At 32.1% G+C, this 20,809-nt stretch carries 19 protein-coding genes; 6 read left to right on the top strand and 13 right to left on the bottom strand.

Annotated features, from left to right (window positions below; genetic code table 11):
- Nucleotides 1–44: 44 nt before the first annotated feature.
- Complete coding sequence (locus CW733_RS02520) at nucleotides 45–386, top strand: hypothetical protein (protein ID WP_157811524.1); 342 nt, start codon at nucleotides 45–47, stop codon at nucleotides 384–386.
- Between the two features lie 54 nt (nucleotides 387–440).
- Here the strand turns inward: CW733_RS02520 and hisS are convergent, their stop codons facing one another.
- From hisS to rpsF, 7 genes are all read right to left on the bottom strand, one after another.
- Nucleotides 441–2,114 (bottom strand): histidine--tRNA ligase, encoded by a 1,674-nt coding sequence (hisS, locus tag CW733_RS02515; RefSeq protein WP_100995383.1) that lies wholly within the window; start codon nucleotides 2,112–2,114, stop codon nucleotides 441–443.
- A 276-nt stretch (nucleotides 2,115–2,390) separates the two neighbouring features.
- Complete coding sequence (locus CW733_RS02510) at nucleotides 2,391–2,858, bottom strand: DUF6495 family protein (RefSeq protein WP_100995381.1); 468 nt, start codon at nucleotides 2,856–2,858, stop codon at nucleotides 2,391–2,393.
- A gap of 55 nt (nucleotides 2,859–2,913) precedes the next feature.
- Nucleotides 2,914–3,816 carry a glycerophosphodiester phosphodiesterase family protein gene (locus CW733_RS02505; RefSeq protein WP_100995379.1) on the bottom strand — a complete coding sequence of 301 codons (903 nt, stop codon included), beginning with the start codon at nucleotides 3,814–3,816 and terminating at the stop codon, nucleotides 2,914–2,916.
- 133 nt (nucleotides 3,817–3,949) lie between these two features.
- Nucleotides 3,950–7,126, bottom strand: a complete 3,177-nt coding sequence (locus CW733_RS02500; protein WP_198520101.1) for a carboxypeptidase regulatory-like domain-containing protein — start codon at nucleotides 7,124–7,126, stop codon at nucleotides 3,950–3,952.
- Between the two features lie 142 nt (nucleotides 7,127–7,268).
- Nucleotides 7,269–7,718 (bottom strand): 50S ribosomal protein L9, encoded by a 450-nt coding sequence (gene rplI, locus CW733_RS02495; RefSeq protein ID WP_100995375.1) that lies wholly within the window; start codon nucleotides 7,716–7,718, stop codon nucleotides 7,269–7,271.
- A gap of 13 nt (nucleotides 7,719–7,731) precedes the next feature.
- Nucleotides 7,732–8,031 carry a 30S ribosomal protein S18 gene (gene rpsR / locus CW733_RS02490; RefSeq protein WP_198520124.1) on the bottom strand — a complete coding sequence of 100 codons (300 nt, stop codon included), beginning with the start codon at nucleotides 8,029–8,031 and terminating at the stop codon, nucleotides 7,732–7,734.
- The gene (gene rpsF, locus CW733_RS02485) at nucleotides 8,031–8,369 is read right to left on the bottom strand and encodes a 30S ribosomal protein S6 (protein ID WP_100995373.1); all 339 of its coding nucleotides are present in this window, start codon (nucleotides 8,367–8,369) and stop codon (nucleotides 8,031–8,033) included. Before rpsF ends, rpsR begins: the two co-directional genes overlap by 1 nt.
- A 209-nt stretch (nucleotides 8,370–8,578) precedes the next feature.
- Between rpsF and CW733_RS02480 the strand changes: the two genes are divergently transcribed.
- Entirely contained in the window at nucleotides 8,579–9,274 is a 696-nt protein-coding gene (locus tag CW733_RS02480; RefSeq protein WP_100995371.1) for a LytTR family DNA-binding domain-containing protein, read from the top strand.
- A gap of 489 nt (nucleotides 9,275–9,763) precedes the next feature.
- Here CW733_RS02480 and priA read toward each other — a convergent pair whose 3' ends face one another.
- From priA to nadC, 4 genes are all read right to left on the bottom strand, one after another.
- Complete coding sequence (gene priA, locus CW733_RS02470) at nucleotides 9,764–12,217, bottom strand: primosomal protein N' (RefSeq protein WP_100995369.1); 2,454 nt, start codon at nucleotides 12,215–12,217, stop codon at nucleotides 9,764–9,766.
- Nucleotides 12,218–12,279: 62 nt separating this feature from the next.
- Nucleotides 12,280–12,705, bottom strand: a complete 426-nt coding sequence (locus CW733_RS02465) for a DUF2147 domain-containing protein (RefSeq protein WP_100995367.1) — start codon at nucleotides 12,703–12,705, stop codon at nucleotides 12,280–12,282.
- Nucleotides 12,698–13,708, bottom strand: coding sequence for a YihY/virulence factor BrkB family protein (locus tag CW733_RS02460; RefSeq protein WP_100995365.1), 1,011 nt, complete (start codon nucleotides 13,706–13,708; stop codon nucleotides 12,698–12,700). The genes CW733_RS02465 and CW733_RS02460 overlap by 8 nt, the downstream gene beginning before the upstream one ends.
- A gap of 11 nt (nucleotides 13,709–13,719) precedes the next feature.
- Nucleotides 13,720–14,580, bottom strand: a complete 861-nt coding sequence (gene nadC, locus CW733_RS02455; protein WP_100995363.1) for a carboxylating nicotinate-nucleotide diphosphorylase — start codon at nucleotides 14,578–14,580, stop codon at nucleotides 13,720–13,722.
- Nucleotides 14,581–14,672: 92 nt separating this feature from the next.
- Here nadC and rlmH point away from each other — a divergent pair, with 92 nt between their 5' ends.
- Entirely contained in the window at nucleotides 14,673–15,146 is a 474-nt protein-coding gene (gene rlmH, locus CW733_RS02450) for a 23S rRNA (pseudouridine(1915)-N(3))-methyltransferase RlmH (RefSeq protein WP_100995361.1), read from the top strand.
- 1 nt (nucleotide 15,147) lies between these two features.
- Here rlmH and CW733_RS02445 read toward each other — a convergent pair whose 3' ends face one another.
- Nucleotides 15,148–15,504: a lipocalin family protein gene (locus CW733_RS02445; RefSeq protein WP_100995359.1), complete on the bottom strand. Its 357-nt coding sequence runs from the start codon at nucleotides 15,502–15,504 to the stop codon at nucleotides 15,148–15,150.
- 137 nt (nucleotides 15,505–15,641) lie between these two features.
- On the opposite strand from CW733_RS02445, the gene CW733_RS02440 reads away from it, so the two are divergent.
- Nucleotides 15,642–16,217, top strand: a complete 576-nt coding sequence (locus tag CW733_RS02440; protein ID WP_100995357.1) for a non-canonical purine NTP diphosphatase — start codon at nucleotides 15,642–15,644, stop codon at nucleotides 16,215–16,217.
- 133 nt (nucleotides 16,218–16,350) lie between these two features.
- The gene (locus CW733_RS02435; RefSeq protein ID WP_100995355.1) at nucleotides 16,351–17,016 is read left to right on the top strand and encodes a hypothetical protein; all 666 of its coding nucleotides are present in this window, start codon (nucleotides 16,351–16,353) and stop codon (nucleotides 17,014–17,016) included.
- 50 nt (nucleotides 17,017–17,066) lie between these two features.
- Here CW733_RS02435 and CW733_RS02430 read toward each other — a convergent pair whose 3' ends face one another.
- Nucleotides 17,067–18,497, bottom strand: a complete 1,431-nt coding sequence (locus CW733_RS02430; RefSeq protein WP_100995353.1) for an ATP-binding protein — start codon at nucleotides 18,495–18,497, stop codon at nucleotides 17,067–17,069.
- A gap of 398 nt (nucleotides 18,498–18,895) precedes the next feature.
- Here CW733_RS02430 and CW733_RS02425 point away from each other — a divergent pair, with 398 nt between their 5' ends.
- On the top strand, nucleotides 18,896–20,776 hold the full coding sequence (locus CW733_RS02425) for a DEAD/DEAH box helicase (protein WP_100995351.1): 1,881 nt from the start codon (nucleotides 18,896–18,898) through the stop codon (nucleotides 20,774–20,776).
- The last annotated feature ends 33 nt before the right edge of the window (nucleotides 20,777–20,809 follow it).

The following is a 20,809-nucleotide window of genomic DNA, read 5'->3' as shown; positions in this document are numbered from 1 at the left end:
AATTTAGAAGTGTTAAAACACCTCAATTCCTAATAAGCTATTTAATGACTAAACTTTCGCTAAAATTCGTTTTACTTTCATTTCTATTTATTGCTTTTTTTACTAATATATTCGCCCAATCTAATGGAGACGACAAAATGAAAATACGTTTAGGATTTACCTCTGTAAAAAATATTCACAGACAACTTTTAGTAACAGCAGATACTAATGCAACATCAGGAATAGGTTTTTGCTATAATGCTAATAGTTTTGAAAACCATCCATACAATATGTACTGGACAATTAGCGATAGACTGTTTTTAATTCAAGGTATAGATATAATTAATGAATATTCTATTCTAGCTTTAGGATTGGACATAAGTACAGCTGCTGTTAGCACAAAATAAATGCAAAAAGCCTGAAATTAAATTTCAGGCTTTTTCTATTTAATATTTTTAGTTTTACTTAACCGCAGTAATAAGAGCTTCTAAAGACACTTTGGTCTGATCTCCTGTTATCATATTTTTTAAAGTATAAACCGAAGTATTCATCTCCTCCTCGCCTACTAACACCACAAATGGAATCTCTCGCTTGTTAGCGTAATTCATTTGTTTTTTCATGTGCTTACCGTTGGTAATTTTATCTGGGTACAATTCTGCATTTACACCAGCTTCTCTCAAAGATTTAACTGCTTTTAAACAAAACAACGCTTCTTTATCACCAAAATTAATAAACATAACCTCTGTACTTTTTGCTATAGTTTCTGGAAACAATCCTAATTCTTCAAGTACTAAGTATATGCGATCTAAACCAAAACTAATACCAACACCACTTACATTCTTTAATCCAAAGACGCCTGTTAAATCAGCATATCTTCCACCTCCTCCAATAGAGCCCATTTTTACACCTTCTGGTGCAGAAACTTCAAAAATAGCACCTGTGTAATAGTTAAGACCACGTGCTAAAGTAACATCAAGTTGTAGCTTTGCAGATTGTAAACCTAAACTAGAAATAGCTTCGTTTATAAAATCTAACTCTTCAATACCTTTTTTTCCTTCTTCGGAAGTACTAAGAATACCTTTTAAAATTTCTATTTGAGCTTCAAAATCACCAGATAAAGAAAATAATGGTTGCAATTTATCAATCCCACTTTGCGGAATTCCTTTACCTAACATCTCTTCTTTTACCTTCTCCTCTCCTATTTTATCTAACTTATCTAAAGCAACAGTAAAATCGATAAGCTTATCGCTTGCTCCAATTACTTCCGCAATACCAGATAATATTTTTCGGTTGTTAATTTTTATAATTGTGCCTTTTAAACCTAAAGCTGTAAATACGTTATCGTACAACTGTATAAACTCTACTTCTTGCCAAAGTGAATCACTACCAACAACATCTGCATCGCATTGATAAAACTCTCTAAAACGTCCTTTCTGTGGTCTATCTGCTCTCCAAACTGGTTGCATTTGATAACGCTTAAATGGAAACTCTATTTCGTTTTGATGTTGTACAACGTAACGTGCAAATGGCACTGTTAAATCATATCTTAATGCTTTTTCTGAGATATATTCTCCTACATATTTATTCCCTAATTCATAATAAAAATCACCAAATATTATTATAGTTAAAGTAGTTAAGTACCTGTCGTCATCCTCGACAAACATCTCTAACAAAAAGTCTTTATCTAAATATGTTTGAATTTTCGTAGATATATCTGAACTTAATTTATCTAAATTTATAGATCTCTCATCAAATTTAATTTCCTTATTTCTTCTTAATACTTCAGGAAAAACATTAATGAAATTATCAAAAAAACCTTCTTTTTCTGCTTTATTTGAATTTTTCTCAATAAATGCTTTAAAATTTCTCAAAGCCAACTTAATTGACTTAATTAAATTATTATTATAATCACTAATAAAATCACCACTATTCAAAATTTTAAAAATCAAGCGATCACCTTCTTCACCATACTTCCCCATTAAAGTATCGCTATTTTCGAAACTTGGTGTTTCTATAGGTTGAAAACCAAAAGTTTGAAACTGAGATTTTATGGTACTAAAAATATAGTTACGTTTTGCAACTTGTTCTGGATTAAAATCTCTTGTTCCTTTTGGTATGCTTGGTTTTTGTGCCATATGTATTTCCTGCTAAAGCAGGTTTTTTTTAATAATTGTTTGAATTCTAAATAAATTCAGAAAACAAAAATAGTAGTTTAATTTTAAATTATTGCTTCTCGATACAATTCCTCATACTTCGGAATCACTCGAAGTGACAACGTAGTTTTGTCATTGCGAGCTTTTTCAATAAAAAAAAGCGTGGCAATCTTTTGATAGGTTACCCAAGTATAATTGAAATACAAATTAACAGATTGCCAAGTCCTTCGTCCTCACAATGACACTGTGTTTCTACTGCTAGTTTATTAACTTAGACATATACTCGTACAACTCTCCTTTTGTAATGTTTGAACCTTGCTGAATAAGTGTAAACCTATCTAAGTTTTTATCTTCGCTATAGTCTTTTTTAGCTTGTACGAATTCTACATTATCATGCATTAAGTTAGCACGTAGCCAAGCAAAACCTTCTGCTGTAGTTAAATCTGCCTCGTCTTTTACTTTAACACCAATTAAATGCATATGGTCTTCGTTTAAAGCAAACAAGTGAATGTCGTTTGGTGAAATATGTTCTAAATATTTTGCTTGGTTTAAAACACCTTCCCAAATTAAATCGCTAAAAATATCTAATTCCAATTCTGCTAATTCTGGTTTATTAGCTTTTAAATTAGTCCATTCATCTCCTGTTATAGATTGTGTCGCTAAGAAGTTAATAAACTCTTGTTCTAATTCTTCAAATTGTTCTTTTGTAAGTCTTGCGTATTTCATGAAAAAATATAATTTTTCGTTCCCATGAAAATGGGAATATTATTAATTTATTATTCTATTTCTTAATACCTAATGCCTTTGCAGTAGCGAAAGGTCTATCTGTTGCAAAAACATCTATTCCTTTGTCTTGCCATAATTTATAAGGCACATCTCCTTTAGATTCAGCTTGTTTATCTAAGTTCCCTAAAGTACCTAAAATGGTTTTTATACCATGAGATTGTACTGTTTTATAAAAATTATTTGGAGACAAACGTGTGCCTGTAAATGCTAACATATTTTCTGTAGGAATATTAGAGCCTAATAACCAACCTAACTCTTTTTCATTTCTAGCAGAAACAGATAGCAATAAGTCTGGCGCCAATTTATAGGCGTTTTTAGCTTGTTGCATGTCGTAAGTAATAATAATACAAACATCTTCTGCTTTTTCTGCTCTAATAGCGTCTATTACAGTTTCTACGTTTACACTACGTTTAATGTCTACTGTTAATATTACATTATTAGTTTTTGCCCATTTTAAAACGTCTGTAAATAATGGGATTTTAAAAGTTGTTTCGTTTCCAAAAGCATCTTTTAAATAGTAATCGCTTAACTCTTTATAGGTATGGCTTGTTAATTTACCTATTCCTGTAGTTGTACGCTCTAAACTATTATCGTGCAATAGTACTAATTTATGGTCTGTTGTTTTGGCTACATCTATTTCGTAAATAGCAGGAATACTATCGTTTACATATTGTAATGTTTCTAAGCAGTTTTCTGGATAATTTTTAATGCTTTTTCCTCCTCGATGCACACTTATAATTGGTGCTGCATTTGCCGAATATTCAAAAGCTTCAATTAACGCAGACTTTTTAATAGTTTGTGTTTCAGCTTCAGTTGAAGTTGAAGTTGAGGTATTAGAAACATCGTTCTTGCAAGACACAAAAGAGATAACTAATAATATGTAATATAAATGCTTCATAAATTGGTGTTTCCGCGACAGCGATATAATTAAAATTAATTTTAATTTTAAAAATTAGAAACGATTTTTAATAAAAAATGCGCTTCTAAAAAAATTAGAAGCGCAAATTTACGTAAATTATTATGTTTTATTATTAGAAAATGTAACGCACTCCTACTTGTGCTTGCCATCTTGATAATAATGACGTGTTGTAACCAAAAGTTTCTTGATTAGACTCGTTAAAAGAATATGTTGGTGTATTTGTAGACTGGTCTACAGACACAGAAACTGGACTTACATTGTTAGGAAGTTGTACAATTCCCCAATCGCTATTTAATAAGTTTCCAACGTTTAGAACATCTACACTTATTTGGATAGTGTTTGTTTTACCGTTTCCAACATTAAATTTATAATCTTGTAATAATTTAACATCCCACTTTCCTCTCCATGGTGCTAATGCTCCATAACGGTCTGTATAATCACCTCTTTTTTCGCTTAAGTAATCATCCTGTTGAATATATGCTTCGTAATTTGCTGCTTGAGTAGCTTGCTCTGCTGCTGTTCCAGAAAACTGCATTTGTTGTAATTCTCCTGCTGTTGGTACATATAATAAATCGTTATTCTGTCCAGAACTATCGTTATTTATGTTTCCTGCGTAAGTATAACTAAAACGTCCGCCTTGTGCATACTCAAAAAATGTAGATAATGTTGTAGACCATTTATCGTTAGCGTAAGTAAATTTCTTACTTGCTACACCAATAAATCTGTGTTTATCTCCATATTTAGAAGCACTTAAAACAGCGTCATTTGCATTTCCAGATACTTGATTAAAATCGAATGCATCACCAGTAATTTCAGCTTCAATTGAATTTACATCTTTAGAGTCTAAATGGTTATAAGCTAAACTTGTATAGAATCCTTTTCCAAACGTTTTTTGAGCCTTTAATGTATAGTTCCAAATACGTCCTTTATTAGAATTTGTAAATACATATGCATTATTACCTTTATCTGCATCTGCATAAACGGGTCTATTATCTCCAGGTGCATTTAAAGTTTCTGTAGGATTACGTAATCCCCAATTTTGAACATGCGCTCCATTAATATCTTTAGTATAAGATACATCTGCAGTCATTATTACACCATTTTCGAATTTATAATCACCACCAATATTTGTTCTCCAAACTTGTGGCCATTTATATTCGGGATCTACTATTTGAAAGAAACCATCGTCTGCTCCACTTACTTGATTACCTAACCAAACAAAAGGAAAACGACCTGTAAAAATTCCTGATCCACCACGTACTTGAAAAGTGTTATCACCTTTAACATCGTAATTAAACCCAACTCTTGGAGAGATTAATGGCTTACTATCTGGTAATTTTGTAGACTCTAAAGTAACTTCTTCGTTAGTATTTGGATTAAAATAAGTAACCGAATTGTCTCTTGTAGCTCCATTTTCTGTATTAATATACTTCTGTATTAAATCTGCAGTATCAAAATATAATGGTTTATCCATACGTATACCGTAAGTAAGCTTAAAATCGTCTGTAACATTCCACTCGTCTTGAACATAAAATGCTAATTGTCCAACGTTAAGCTCTGCTAATTTCCAACCTCCATCATTTCCTTCTCCATTAGCGTTAAATTGATCATAAGCATTTTGTGTTGCTCCTAAATACTGGTCTACTACTCCTCCTGGTTGTGCATTGTCTAAAAAAGTTTGAACATCTGGATACGGAGAAAATAATCCGTAATAAGGGAAAATACCAAAGTTGAAAGATTCGTAATTTACTAAGTTAAATGAATTTTTAAATTCGAATTTCTCAAAGTTAAATCCTACAGTAAACGTATGGTCTCCTTTAAAGAAATTCATATTATCTGTTAATTGAAAAACGCGTTGGTCTAATTTATTATTTATTGAAAATGGCTCATGACCAGCAATAATATAACTTGAACCTGCTCCATCTTGAATAGAAATTACTGGTGCTGGACCAGATAAAGGGTTTCTAAAATCGTCGAAGTGAGTGTAACCTATTTGTAATTTGTTTGTAACATCTCCAGGTAAAGTAGAATTTAATTCTATTTGAAATGAATTTAACTTATTATTAATTTCGTAACCAGAGTTTTCAAATTGTAACGTTCTAAAACTTGGACCTCTAACACCAATAGCTGTTGGATGTGCTGGCTTTTCTTTTGATGCATCTAAGAAATTGTAGATTACTGCTAATCTGTTATTATCATTGATATTCCAATCTAATTTAAAAATTCCTTTTGTAGAGTTAGAGTTGTAGTTAAAACCTTCGTATCTACCAGGATTATATCCTAGATTCAATAAAGCATTACTAACATCCATTAAGTCCTGCTCTGCAACAATAGACTCATTTACTGCACCAGTACCTCTATTTGGTGCAAAAGGAGCACCTAAATCTGTACGTTCGTCTTTTTCAAAATTGGCGAAAAAGAATAACTTATTCTTTATAATTGGACCTCCAATACTTAATCCATATTGTGTTTGTTCTAAATCTGCTTTAAAAACATCTTGTCCTTTAATTTTACCACCTGTAAGATCTTCATTTCTTGTAAAGCCATATACAGTTCCGTGAAATTCATTTGTTCCACTTTTTGTTACAGCATTTACAGATGCACCTGTAAAACCCGATTGTGTAACATCGTATGGTGCTAATGATACTTGAATTTGATCTATAGCATCTAACGAAATTGGCTGAGAATCTGTTTGTCCTCCAACTGTTGCTGCATCCAATCCAAAAGGATTTCCAAAAACAGCACCATCTAAACTAAAATTGTTGAATTGATCGTTTCTACCTCCAAAAGAGTTTCCAGAAGACGAAGGTTCTAATCTAGTAAAATCTGCTGCAGATCTTGAAATTGTTGGCAAACTTGTTAATTCTCTTCTTCCTACACTTGTTTCTGCTCCTGTACGGTCGCTACCAAAAGTTCCTGTCCCTCCCGTTCCTGTTATAACAACAGTTTCTAAAGACTGATTATTTGAAGCCATAGTAATGTCTAAGTTTTGCGTTTTACCTAAAGTTAAATAAACATCGGTAAAAGCTTGTTCTTTGTAACCAACAAAACTAATTGTAATAGAATATGGTCCACCTACCTTAAGATTAAGTAAGTTAAAACGACCATCGAAATTTGTAGCAGCACCAAATCTAGTTCCTGTTGGTGTATGTATCGCAAGTACATTGGCTCCAGGTAAAGGTTCATTCATCTCGTCTAAAACAAGACCTTTTATGTTAGATGTTGTAACCTGAGCAAAAGCCAAAGCGACAAAAAACATAAGTAAAACTGAAAGTAATTTTTTTTTCATTTCGTAGTGAGTTGTTGTTGTTATATTTAATCATGCTTGCATAATTAATTCTCTACAAAATTACCAAAAAAAAAGCCACTTATAAATAAGTGGCTTTTTAATATTAATATTTTATTAACATAACGTTAACAAAATTTACTTTTTAAGCTTGTGCTACAACTTCAAACTGAATATCTGCAGATACTTCTCTATGTAAACGAATAGATGCATTGTATAGACCTAAACGCTTAACATTCCCACCTGTTACTAAGATGAATTTCTTATCTATAGTGTGACCTTCTTTTGCTAAAGCTTCTGCAACATTAATATTGTTTACAGAACCAAATAACTTGTCTCCTTGACCAGTTTTAGATGCAATCTTAATTTCTAAACCTTTGATAGCATCAGAAATTGCTGTTGCTTCTTCGATTTCTTTCTTTTCTTTATATGCACGTTGCTTTAAGTTCTCAGCTAATACCTTCTTTGCAGAAGACGTAGCGATAACAGCGTGACCTGTAGGAATTAAAAAGTTTCTACCATAACCGTTCTTAACCGTTACAACATCGTCTTTAAATCCTAAATTTTCAACGTCTTGTTTTAATATAAGTTCCATTGTTATGAATATTTTATTTTAATAAATCTGTTACATAAGGTAATAACGCTAAATGACGCGCTCTTTTCACAGCTACAGATACTTTTCTTTGATACTTTAAAGAAGTTCCTGTTAAACGTCTTGGTAAAATTTTACCTTGTTCGTTTATAAAACCTATTAACCAGTCTGGATTCTTGTAATCAACATACTTGATTCCAGATTTCTTGAAACGACAATACTTTTTTTGCTTGTTCGTATCAATATTTAAAGGCGTTAAATATCTAATTTCACCTTCTTTTTTTCCTTTTGCTTGTTGCTCTATAGATGCCATAATTACGCTTTTGCTTTTAATTTAACTCTTCTTCTCTCTGCCCACGAAATCGCGTGCTTGTCTAAAGCTACAGTTAAGTAACGCATAAAACGCTCATCACGTCTAAACTCTACTTCTAAAGGATTAATGTGTTCACCATCTACGGTGTACTCAAATAAGTGGTAAAACCCACTTTTTTTGTTTTGAATTGGGTAAGCTAACTTCTTAAGTCCCCAATCTTCTTTGGATACCATCTTTGCTCCTCTACTAGTAAGAAATTCTTCGTATTTCTGTACTGTTTCCTTTATCTGCGTATCAGATAAAACGGGATTTAAGATGAAAACAGTTTCATAATGATTCATAAAAATCTATTTATTTGTGTTAAAATGAGTGCAAAAATAACTCTTTTTGTAATAACACACAATTCTTTTTACAATTAAAATAAAGTATTAGCACAGTCGTTCAATTAAGTCTAATAAAATGTTCAAATTTACATTTAAGCGATGTTTTTTGGTTTTAATCCGAATTTTTTGTAACATTGTCGATAATTAAACCCAAATAAATATACGCTATGACTCTAAATTGTGTAGTAGTTGATGATTCGGCAATACAAAGACTTTCAATAGTTAAATTGATTGAGAACAACAACTCCCTAAACCTAATTGCTGAATACAGCAGCGCTTTAGAAACAAAAAATGGCTTGAACACACATAAGGTAGACCTTATCTTTTTAGATATTGAAATGCCTGTACTTAATGGTTTCGAACTATTAGATGTGCTAAACAACAAACCTCAAATTATTTTTGTTACTGGAAAAACAGAATACGCATTTAAAGCTTTTAACTACGACGCGACAGATTACCTACAAAAACCAATTAATCGCGAACGTTTTAATCAAGCAGTTGATAAAGCTTTAGAACAACACAAACTTAAATTAGACTTTAACGAGACTGAAGGTGAGCACATTTTTGTAAAAAGTAACCTTAAAAAACGTAAAGTATATATTAAAGACATTAAGTGGATTGAAGCACTTGGTGATTACGTTAAATTAGTAACCGAAGACACTTCTCTTGTAGTTTTATCTACAATGAAAGCTTTTGAAGGCGAACTACCTGAAGGTAAATTTTTAAGAATTCACAAATCCTACATTGTGAATTTGGACAAAGTAGACCGATTTAACAGTAAAAATGTTGAAGTTGGTTCTTACGAGATTCCTTTAAGTAGGAACAAAAAGACTTTACTTGTTGACGCTTTGAATAATATTTAAGCTGAAACAAATTCTATAAAATTTAAAATCCTATTCGAGAGAATGGGATTTTTTTTGCCTAAAACTTATCCTTTCTGTCATTCCTGCGAAGGCAGGAATCTATTATAAATAAAATTAAAAGTGGATTCCTGCCTGTGCAGGAATGACAAAACCACATTGTGAATTTGGACAAAGTAGACCGATTTAACAGTAAAAATGTTGAAGTTGGTTCTTACGAAATTCCTTTAAGTAGGAATAAAAAGACGTTACTTGTTGACGCTTTGAATAATATTTAAGCTGAAACAAAAACTATAGAATTTAAAATCCTATTCGAGAGAATGGGATTTTTTTTGCCTAAAACTTATCCTTTCTGTCATTCCTGCGAAGGCAGGAATCTATTATAGAATAAGACTTAAAATGGATTCCTGCCTTCGCAGGAATGACATAAAAGATTTCACTTTTCAGCAGAATTAATGCAATCACACAATTTGAAACCAAATTGCTATTTCATTAATAATTATCCACATTCAAAATAACACGAACACCTTTAAAAGGACCAATAGTTTCAAAACTTGAATTAATTTTCTTTATCGCTTCTTTTGTTTTACCTAAAGATTGTGGTTGTGGAATTTTTATTAGAATATTTTTTAAATATTGATTTCTAACTCTCGACACTGGTGGGAATTCTGGGCCTAAAACATTGCATTTAAACACTTGTCTTAATGATTTTGCAAACCAATCGCTCGCAGTTTCTACCTTATTATAATCTCTATGTTTTAAGGTGATTTTTATAAGTCTATAAAATGGAGGATATTTAAAATCGCGACGTTCTTGTAACTGCTCTTTAAACATTCCAAGATAATCGTTGGTAGATACTTGTTGTAATATTTTATGATACGGATTATAGGTTTGTATTAAAACCTTACCACGTTCTTTTGTTCTTCCTGCACGTCCAGAAACCTGAAGCATGAGTTGAAAACTACGCTCATGTGCTCTAAAATCTGGAAAATTAAGCAAATTATCGGCATTCATAATACCTACAACTTTTACATTTCTAAAATCTAAACCTTTGGTTAGCATTTGTGTACCAACTAAAATATCTATTTCCTGTTGTTCTAAAGCCGTAATTATTTTCTCGTAACCATATTTCCCACGAGTAGTATCTAAATCCATTCGTGCAACTTTAGCCTTTGGAAACAGAGTTTTTGCTTCGTTTTCTATTTGTTCTGTACCAAAACCTTTAGTATCTAAATTAGACGTACCACAAGCCATACATTTTTGCAACATCGCACTAGTATAACCACAATAGTGGCAACGTAATTGACCTCTGTATTGGTGGTATGTTAAACTTACATCACAATTTGTACACTGTGGCGAATGACCACAAGTATTACACTCTACAATTGGCGAGTAACCTCTCCTGTTTTGAAACAAAATTACCTGGTAACCTTCTTCTAAAGCTTCTGTAATTTCCTCAATCATTCTATCGCTAAAATGACCTTTCATGCGTTTCTTTTTGTATTTCTCGGCAAGATCTACCAACTCAATATCTGGTAATTGCACATTGTTGTAACGACGGTTAATTTCTACTAATCCGTATTTATTTTCAATAGCATTATTATAGCTTTCTAAACTTGGCGTTGCACTACCTAACAATGTTTTAGCCTTATGTAAATGTGCTAAAACTATTGCAGCATCTCTTGCGTGATAACGTGGTGCAGGATCGAATTGCTTGAAAGATTGCTCGTGCTCCTCGTCCACTATTATTAATCCCAAATCGTGAAATGGTAAAAATATAGATGAGCGAGCACCTAAAACTATTTTCGCTTTCGCGGAATTACCCAATACTTGATTATAAACCTCAACGCGCTCATGTGCTGAGTATTTACTATGAAACACAGCTACTTGCTCTCCAAAATAATTTTGAAGACGCACAACTAATTGTGTGGTTAAAGCAATTTCTGGCAATAAATACAATACTTGCCTGCCTTCTGCTAAAATTTGTTCTATAAGTTTTACATAAACTTCGGTTTTACCAGAAGAAGTAATACCATGTAAAAGCGTTACATTTTGTGTCTCGAAAGACGTTTCTATTTGTTTAAGTGCTTCAGTTTGGTATTCGTTTAAAGCCTTGGTCTCTTCACTTTCATCGCCTTCATATTGCACACGATCTGTTTGGATATGGTATTCTTCTAAAACACCTTTATCTATTAACGTTTTTACAATTGCCGAAGAACCTCCACTCTCCTCTATCAACTCTTTAACCTTTACAGGTTTTTTAGTTTTTGCCGAAATTGAAAACAAAGTCATTACTACTTGTCTTTGTTTTTCGGCTCTACTTAAATCGTTTAACAATTCATGCAAACCAATTTCGCTAGTATATTCTGGCATAAGTTTAACATAACGAACATATTTAGGCTTGTATTTATCGTAAATTTCTTCCTGTAATAAAATAACTTCCTTTTCTATTAATCGCTTAATAACTGGAAGCACATTCTTTTTATCTAGAATGTTAGAAATCTCTTGAATCTTTAAAGTTGATTGATGATGTAAGGCTTCGTACACCAAATATTCATCGTCTTTTAAATCGGTATCTTTTATTTCCTTTTCTAAATTTCTACTAACTAGTGTTTCGCTCTCCAAAATAAAAGCATTTGGCAATGCTGCACGCATAACCTCACCTACTGTACACATATAATATTTCGAAATCCATTGCCAAAATTCTAATTGTTTTTGTGTAACAATAGGCGTTTCGTCTAAAATTTGATGAATTTCTTTGGCTTCATATATTAAAGGCGGATTGGTATGTATTGCACCAACTAAACCTGTGTGAATTTTTGTTTTACCAAAAGGTACAGACACTCGCATACCAACTTGCAAAAACTCAGATTCGGCTTTTGTAATGCTATAAGTAAACATTTTTTCCAGCGGAATGGCTAATATGACGTCTATGAAATGATTCAATTCGATTGTTGGATTATTCGATATTTAGATTACTAAATTTTTAACTAATAACTTAATACTGCTTACCGCATAACACGCTCCCAATATTGCGTTTGGTAAAAAAAACCAATATAACCTCGTACCTGCAAAATATCATTATTATCGTTATCCAAAGCTAACCTTAATTTATATGTTTTTCCGTTTTCAGGATTTATTACTGTTCCTTTTCTGTAATATTCATCATCCTTTTTCATGTTTTTAATTATTTCTAAACCTAAAATTGGTTTATTATAATCTATTCCATTGCAAAAGACACAAGGCAAATCTCTTTTTGAAGCATCAAATATTTCTATAATTTTTCCAAAGACTTTTCCGTCTCTTTTAAAAATTTCTACAATCGATTTTTTTTCCTTCGTTTCATCATCAACTGTTATCCATTGTCCAAAAACATCTTGGGCATTTCCTGAAAAGGAAATTAAAAAAATAAAAACTATTAGATATTTATTCACTTTCCTGTTGTTTTCTTAAGCCCATTAACGCCATGTTTAAATCGAAACCTAATAGCAGAATATTTGCGTTTAGCCAAAGGTAAAATAGCAATATTAATAAGGCTCCAATAGAACCATAAAGCTCGTTGTAATTTGAAAAATTCTCAATATATATTCCAAAAAAATATGAGGTTAACATTATTAATATAGTTGTAAACAAAGCACCTACAGAGAAAAAACTGGCTTTCCTACCTTCTCGTGTTCCTAGATAATATAGTGTTGCAGTTGCTAGAAAAGTAATGATAACAAAGAAAGCATATTGTGCTATGTTTGCCCAAAAACCTGCTTTACGTCTTGATTCGTAACCATATTCTTTAAAGAACTCTAAAGTGTTATCTACTACATAAATTTGAAAGTATCCTAAAAACGCTACTGTTAAAATTAGTAGTAAAGATAGAATTAATGCTACTCCCATTGCAAAGAAATATTGCTTAAAAGCGTTACGAGTCAATTGTTGATGATAGGAATTCTCGAACCCAGAAAATAGTGCGTTTACACCATTTGTCATTAAAAAAATAGCAACCACTAAAACAGTAGATAATAATCCGGTATTACTATTGTTTCCTTTTAGGGCATCAAATATATTATCGTGAAAAAAATCTGTTGTTGTTGGTGGCAATACCGATTCTAAAAAAGTTAAAAACTCGCCTTCAAAATCGTCTATAGGAATACTTGGTATAATAATTATTATAAAAAGCAAAAACGGAAATAGTGCAGTAAAAAAACTATAAGCTATTGCACTTGCTCGCGTTGTTAGTGCTCCTTTTGCTATTCCTATGACATAAAGCTCTAATAAATCGTAAAGCGATAAACCTTCTAATCCTGGTAATTTTATCTTACTCAGTAATTTTATCACAATATTAAGCACAGGAATTTTTAGCAGTTTTTGTTTTAACTGCTTTTCTTTAAGCTGTTTTTCAACAACTTTCTCTTCTATTAATTCTTCAATCCTTGCTTCCGGCATTTATATGCTATTTAATCTACGGCTTTTAAGCTTAAATCTAAATTATAAACGGAATGTGTTAACGCTCCAGACGAAATATAATCTACTCCACAAAGAGCATAATCTCTAATCGTTTTTTCGTTTATACCTCCAGAACTTTCGGTTAAGCATTTGTCTCCAATAAGCTTTACTGCAGTTCTAGTGTCTTCGTAATTAAAGTTATCTATTAAAATTCTATAAACACCGTCGGTTTTCAAGATTTCTTCAATTTCGTTTAAATCTCTAGCTTCTACTATAATTTTTAAATCGCGATTGGTATCTTTTAAATACTGCTGTGTTTTTTCTATGGCTTTAGTAATTCCGCCTGCAAAATCAATGTGGTTATCTTTAAGCATAATCATATCGTACAAAGCGAATCTGTGGTTCTCTCCTCCTCCAATTTTTACAGCCCATTTCTCTAATGCGCGAATTCCTGGAGTTGTTTTACGTGTGTCTAGAATTTTTGTTCCAGTACCATCTAGTAAATCTACAAACATTTTAGTTTTAGTCGCAATCGCACTCATGCGCTGCATAGCGTTAAGCACAAGTCTTTCTGCTTTTAAAATAGATTGAGAAGCACCTTTTACATAAAAAACAATGTCACCATAATTTACTTTACTACCATCCTCTATAAGCGTTTCTACTTTCATTTTAGGATCGACATAAGCAAATACTTGTTTTGCAAATTCTACACCTGCAATTATACCATTGTCTTTAACTAAAAGCTTTGCTTTGCCTTGTGCTGTTGCAGGAATACACGATAGCGAACTATGGTCTCCATCTCCTACGTCTTCACGAATGGCATTTGCAATTATTAATTCTATTTCTTTATTAAATTGTTCTTGAGAAATCATTGCTAAAAAATTGTTTCAGCTAAAATAATGATTGCAAATCAAAAAAATGAAATTTTTAAATTCCAAATTATAAAAAGTTTTACCTTTACCACATGACCATTAAACTCATTGCCATTGGCAAAACAGACAACAAGCAGCTTCAAGCGTTAATAGACGAGTACCAAAAGCGTTTAGGCTTTTATATTAAGTTTAATTTAGAAATTATACCTGATATAAAAAACTCTAAAAACTTAAGCGAAGCACAACAGAAACAAAAAGAAGGCGATCTTATTTTAAACAAATTAAGTGCTACTGATGTTTTAATTCTGTTAGATGAAAATGGTAAACAGCACGATAGTGTAGGTTTTTCTAATTACCTCCAAAAGCATATGAATTCTGGAATAAAACAGCTTGTATTTGTTATTGGTGGACCTTATGGGTTCTCTGAAGATGTTTACAATAAAGCTAAAGGAAAAATTTCACTCTCAAAAATGACTTTTTCTCACCAAATGGTTCGCTTATTTATTATCGAGCAATTGTATAGAGGTTTTACTATTTTAAGGAATGAACCTTACCATCATAGATAAGTTACTGTTTAACCAAAGTCATAACTTCCTTGTTTCCAGAGCGACTCATTGTAAAAGCTAAAGTATCTTTAGTCAATTTATTAATTTCTACCGCAATTTCCATTTTACTAGTTGGTGTGCAGTATAATAAACCGTTAGTAATTTTATAACTTCCTTCTGTTTTATCAGACTGGATTTTAGAAGTATAGCTTTTATCTTCTTTAAAATTGAAGGTTACATTATTATTGCAATTATCTGTTCCTGTTGCTTCATTAATCCAGCTTACACATTCCCACTCACCAATTATATTTTTTGAGTGTTCTGCATCGTTACAAGACATAAATAATACAATACATAATAGGCTAATACATTTTTTCATGGTGTTTGGTTTTGTTTAGTTAAGGCTTTAAAATTTTTACTAAGGTATACTTATCTAGCCTCATTTAATAAAAACGTTACACTTTTAGAATTATACTTTTAAGTATAATTGTATTTTTACCTTTTAAAAAACAAACCATGCAACTAGTCTTCGCTACAAACAACCTCAACAAACTAAAGGAAGTACAATCTTTAATCCCATCTTCTATAAAACTATTAAGTTTAAAAGATATTGGTTGCTTTGAAGATGTTCCAGAAACTCAAAATACTATTAAAGGTAATGCCGTCCAAAAAGCCGAATACATAAAAGAGCATTACGGTTACAATTGTTTTGCAGACGATACAGGACTTGAAGTTGAAGCTCTAAATAATGAACCTGGAGTATTTAGTGCGCGATATGCAGGACCAAAACGCGATGCTAACGACAATATGGATTTGCTTCTAAAAAACTTAAAAGAGAAACCAAACCGAAAGGCCCAATTTAAAACCGTTGTATCTCTAAACTTAAATGGTGAGTTAAAAACGTTTACTGGTATTTGTAAAGGTGAAATTACCTTAGATAAAAAAGGAGACCAAGGTTTTGGCTACGATCCTATTTTTATGCCAAATGGTTATACTGAAACCTTTGCTGAAATAGATTTAAAACTGAAGAATAAAATTGGACATCGTGGGAAAGCGGTTACTAAACTTGTTCAATTTCTGAGTACTTTATAAGGCTTGACTTTGTCAAAAAAATAGGCTAACTTCGTATTTAAACTATCGCGTATTTAAACTATCGTTTGATATAAAATATTAAAACAGTTTCATATCAGTTAACACGTTAACAGCAATAACCCTTCTCAAAAGCATGAATAAGGATTTCTCTTTCATTAAAAAGAAACTTGAAGAATTTGAATCAACGGGTAATCTAACGTCTATAATAGCCGCATATTGTGATATAAAAAATGATTCGATAGAAGAAAACACAAAAACATTATTGAATTACGGCTGGTATATTCCTGGTGATATTGAAGTCAAAAAAGTTTCTGAGGTCATCGATTTAATAAAAACTGAAAGAACAGTAGAAGCTGATTCTATCATGGTAAATTTCTTTAAAAAAAATTTAATCTCAATAGAAGAAAATTTAATTCAAAAACATAATGAAAGAAAAGCAATAATTAAAGAAGCTTTTAAAGCACATAACTCCAATATGTTTTATTCTTCTACAATTCTTTTCTTGTCACAGGGAGATGGAATAATGGATGGTAAAATTTTTCATAATAGAAAAAATTTAGAAAAGCATTTAGACAAAGAAAAAAATCCAAGTTTTGTAGAATTTTTAAAAGAAGATAGCTCACTAAATGTTCCTTCTATAAAAGTCAAAAATTCTAAATATTTCAGTAAACTTAATAGACATTCTGTTATGCATGGACAATCAGTTGACTACGGCACAGAAATAAATAGCCTAAAGGCGCTTTCTCTTTGTTGTTTTGCAAGTGACTGGTACAATCGGTATAATAATTTAAGCTACTAACACTAGCTAAAAGCAATTACGTCTGACCTTTTGCTTTGCGAAGGCCAAATCTATTCAAAAAAGATTGAAGTAATAAAATCGTTCTCCACCAAGTCCATTTTATGCGCATTATCTAAAACACCATAAGCCGTTACAAACGTAATATGCACCATCTTTTTAGATTTTGTAACCGCTTTTAAACCTTCACGTTTGGTACGTAGTTTTTGAGCATAATCTTTACTAATACTAAATTCGTCTGCATAAAATTTCATCTCACAAATGTTTATAATATTATCTTTTCTATCGATAAGCATATCTATTTGGAAGCCTTTTCCGTAGTTATTATCCTTTCTATGCAAAAAGCTATTAACGTTCGTTTCTACACCTAAAATACCTAAGGCGCTTTTAATACTATCTATATGTTTAATACACAAGTTTTCGAACGCATAACCACACCATATTTTATACTGTTGCGTTTCGCTTACGCGTAACCAATCGCTTTTATTAAGCTTATTGCGTCCTACCATAAAACTGAGATAAAATAAAGAGTACTCATCGGTTAAACGAAACAACGTATCCTTTTTACTTTTCTCTAAAGGCTCGAACGTAGATATAAAGCCAGAAGCTTCCAACTCGCTTAAAATATTGGTAAAGTAACCACCATCAGATAATTTAGTGAGTTTTAAAATGGTTTGTCTATTTAATCCGCTAGCTTTACTAGCCAAAGCTTTTACAATTTTTATATGGCTTCCAGCATTATCGAATAATGCAGGATAAAGGTTTTCGAATTCGGTAGTTAAGAAACCATCTTTTTTAAAACAGAGATCGTTAATGTTTTGCGCTGCACTTTTTCCTTTTTCTACCTGATCTAAATAATGCGGAATACCACCTAAAGATAAATACAGTTGAATAATTTGATAATGACTTAAATTTATATTTTTTTCCTTCAGAAAGGCCTCAGTCTCCTGCAACGTAAAAGGCATTAAACTAATAAGTTTGGTAATACGATTATGCAAACCGCCTTTAGCATTCACTACATGCTGAAGCATCCACGAAGCTGCAGAACCACAAACAACCACAATTATATTTTGTTGTGATGCCCAATTGTTCCACCAATGTGCTAAGGCCTCCATAAAACCAGAGCGCTTACTAGCAATCCATGGTAATTCGTCTAAAAAAACAACCGGTTTCTGTTTTGTTTTAATAGCTGCAATAACCTGACTTAACTCACTAAAAGCCATAAGCCAACTTTCTGGTTTTTTATAGATTTCCTTATTGGGAAAATAGAGATTCATCTGTAATGAAAAGTTTGTTAACTGGTCGTGTAGATTTGCATCCTTTAAACCTGTCATTTCAAAGACCTTTTCATTTTTATAAACTTCGCGTATTAAAAAGGTTTTACCAACACGACGACGACCAATAACAGCTAACAAATGTGCTTTATCATCCTTTTGCATGGCTTGCATGGTTTTACGCTCTTCTACTCTACCAATAATTCTCATATCTATTATATTACGCGGAATCTCACCAAATATAATAATTATAGCGTACTATAGAATTATAATACGCGGAAAATTAAACAACAAAATACATTCCGCGTATTATAGAAATTATTTATTATTTACTTTATATAGAAATCCAGAATAAATTAATATTAAATAATAATTTACTAAAAACAAAACTGTAGTTTTTAAAAGGCTTACGGCTATTAAATAGCACTTAAAATTATAAAAATTGAATATCCTAAATAATTACGTACCTTTGCACCTTGAAAAAACGCATATGCGTTTATTACTCCTCAGAGTGAGGATGTGTTACTAGAAGTTTTAGGTTAAGTATGTTCAATGCACTTCTATTCGTAACACCAAAATAGTTTGACATTGAAATACATAAAATAAGAATGAGCACATTCCAAGAATTAGGTCTAAACGAAGATCTTTTAAAAGGTATTACAGATTTAGGTTTCGAAACACCATCTGAAGTACAAGAAAAAGCAATCCCAATATTATTAAACGAAGAAACAGATTTAGTAGCCTTAGCGCAAACTGGAACTGGAAAAACAGCTGCATTTGGTTTTCCAATGTTGCAAAAAATTGATATTGATAGTCGTACAACACAAGGTTTAATACTATCTCCTACTCGTGAACTTTGTTTGCAAATTGCAAACGAAATGAAAGCTTACGGTAAATATTGCAAAGGTTTAAACGTGGTTGCCATATATGGTGGATCAAGCATTACAGACCAAGCAAGAGAAGTAAAGCGTGGCGCACAAGTAATTGTAGCTACTCCTGGTCGTATGAAAGATATGATTAAGCGTAGATTAGTTGATATTACTAAAATCCAATATGCGGTTTTAGATGAAGCTGATGAGATGTTAAACATGGGTTTCAAGGAAGATATTACAGATATCCTTTCTGGAACACCAGACGAGAAAAACACATGGTTATTTTCTGCAACTATGCCAAGAGAAGTGGCAACTATTGCAAAAAAATTCATGAATGAGCCTCAGGAAATTACTGTAGGTCATAAAAACCAGAGTACAGATACAGTATCGCACGAATACTATATGGTAAACGCTCGCGATCGTTACCAAGCTTTAAAACGTTTAGCAGATGCTAATCCAGAGATATTTTCAGTAATATTTTGTAGAACAAAACGTGATACACAAAAAGTAGCAGAAAACTTAATTGAAGATGGTTACAGTGCAGGAGCTTTACATGGTGATTTATCTCAAAATCAACGTGATATTGTGATGAAGCAATTTAGATCGCGTCAAATACAAATGCTTGTTGCAACAGATGTTGCTGCACGTGGTATTGATGTAGACGATATTACTCACGTAATTAATTATCAATTAAGTGATGAAATAGAAACCTACACACACCGTTCTGGTAGAACTGGTCGTGCTGGAAAAACTGGTGTTTCTATGGTTATTGTTTCTAAAAGTGAAGTACGTAGATTAAAAAGTATCGAACGTATTATTAATAAGAAATTTGAATTAAAAGAAATTCCTAACGGAATGGCTATTTGCGAAGTACAATTAATGTCTTTAGCAAATAAAATACACAATACAGAAATCAATCATGAGATTGATAAATACTTAGAAGATATTAATGCACTGTTTGAAGAGACTTCAAAAGAAGAGCTTATTAAAAAATTCTTCTCTGTAGAATTTACACGTTTCTTTAATTATTACCAAAAATCGAAAAACTTAAACGTTGCAGCTGGAGATTCTGGTCGCGATAGTGGTCGTGAATCTAGCGGAAGCGCAGCACGTTACTTTATAAACGTTGGTGAGAAAGATGGTTTCGATTGGATGAAATTAAAAGATTTCTTAAAAGAAGTGTTAGACTTAGGTCGTGACGATGTCTTTAAAGTAGATTGTAAAGACACGTTCTCTTTCTTTAACACAGAAAAAGAACACCAAGAGAAAGTATTAGCTTTCTTTACAGATTATAAGCATGAAGGTCGTTTTGTAAACGTTGAAATCACTGAAGATAAACCAAGTCGCGGTGGACGTGGACGTGGAGGATCTGGTGGATCTGGTGGAGGCGGAAGACGTCGTGAAGGTGGATCTGGTGGAGACAGAAGAAGATCTGGCGGTGGAGACAGACGCTCAAGTGGTGGTGGAGACAGAAGACGCAGCGAAGGTTCTGGAGACAGAAGACGTGGAAGCGACGACTCTCCAGCTCGTTCTAGAAGAAGTGATGGTGGAGATAGAGATAAAGGCGAATTTAAAACTACGCACTCAAGATCTGGACGTTCTAGAAGAAAAGATTAAACTAGAAGAAAATAGTATATATATAAATCCCAA

The organism is Lacinutrix sp. Bg11-31 (assembly GCF_002831665.1).
GTDB lineage: Bacteria > Bacteroidota > Bacteroidia > Flavobacteriales > Flavobacteriaceae > Lacinutrix.
The sequence above is the reverse complement of the archived record's forward strand: the minus strand, read 5'-3'. Positions and strand labels throughout refer to the sequence as shown.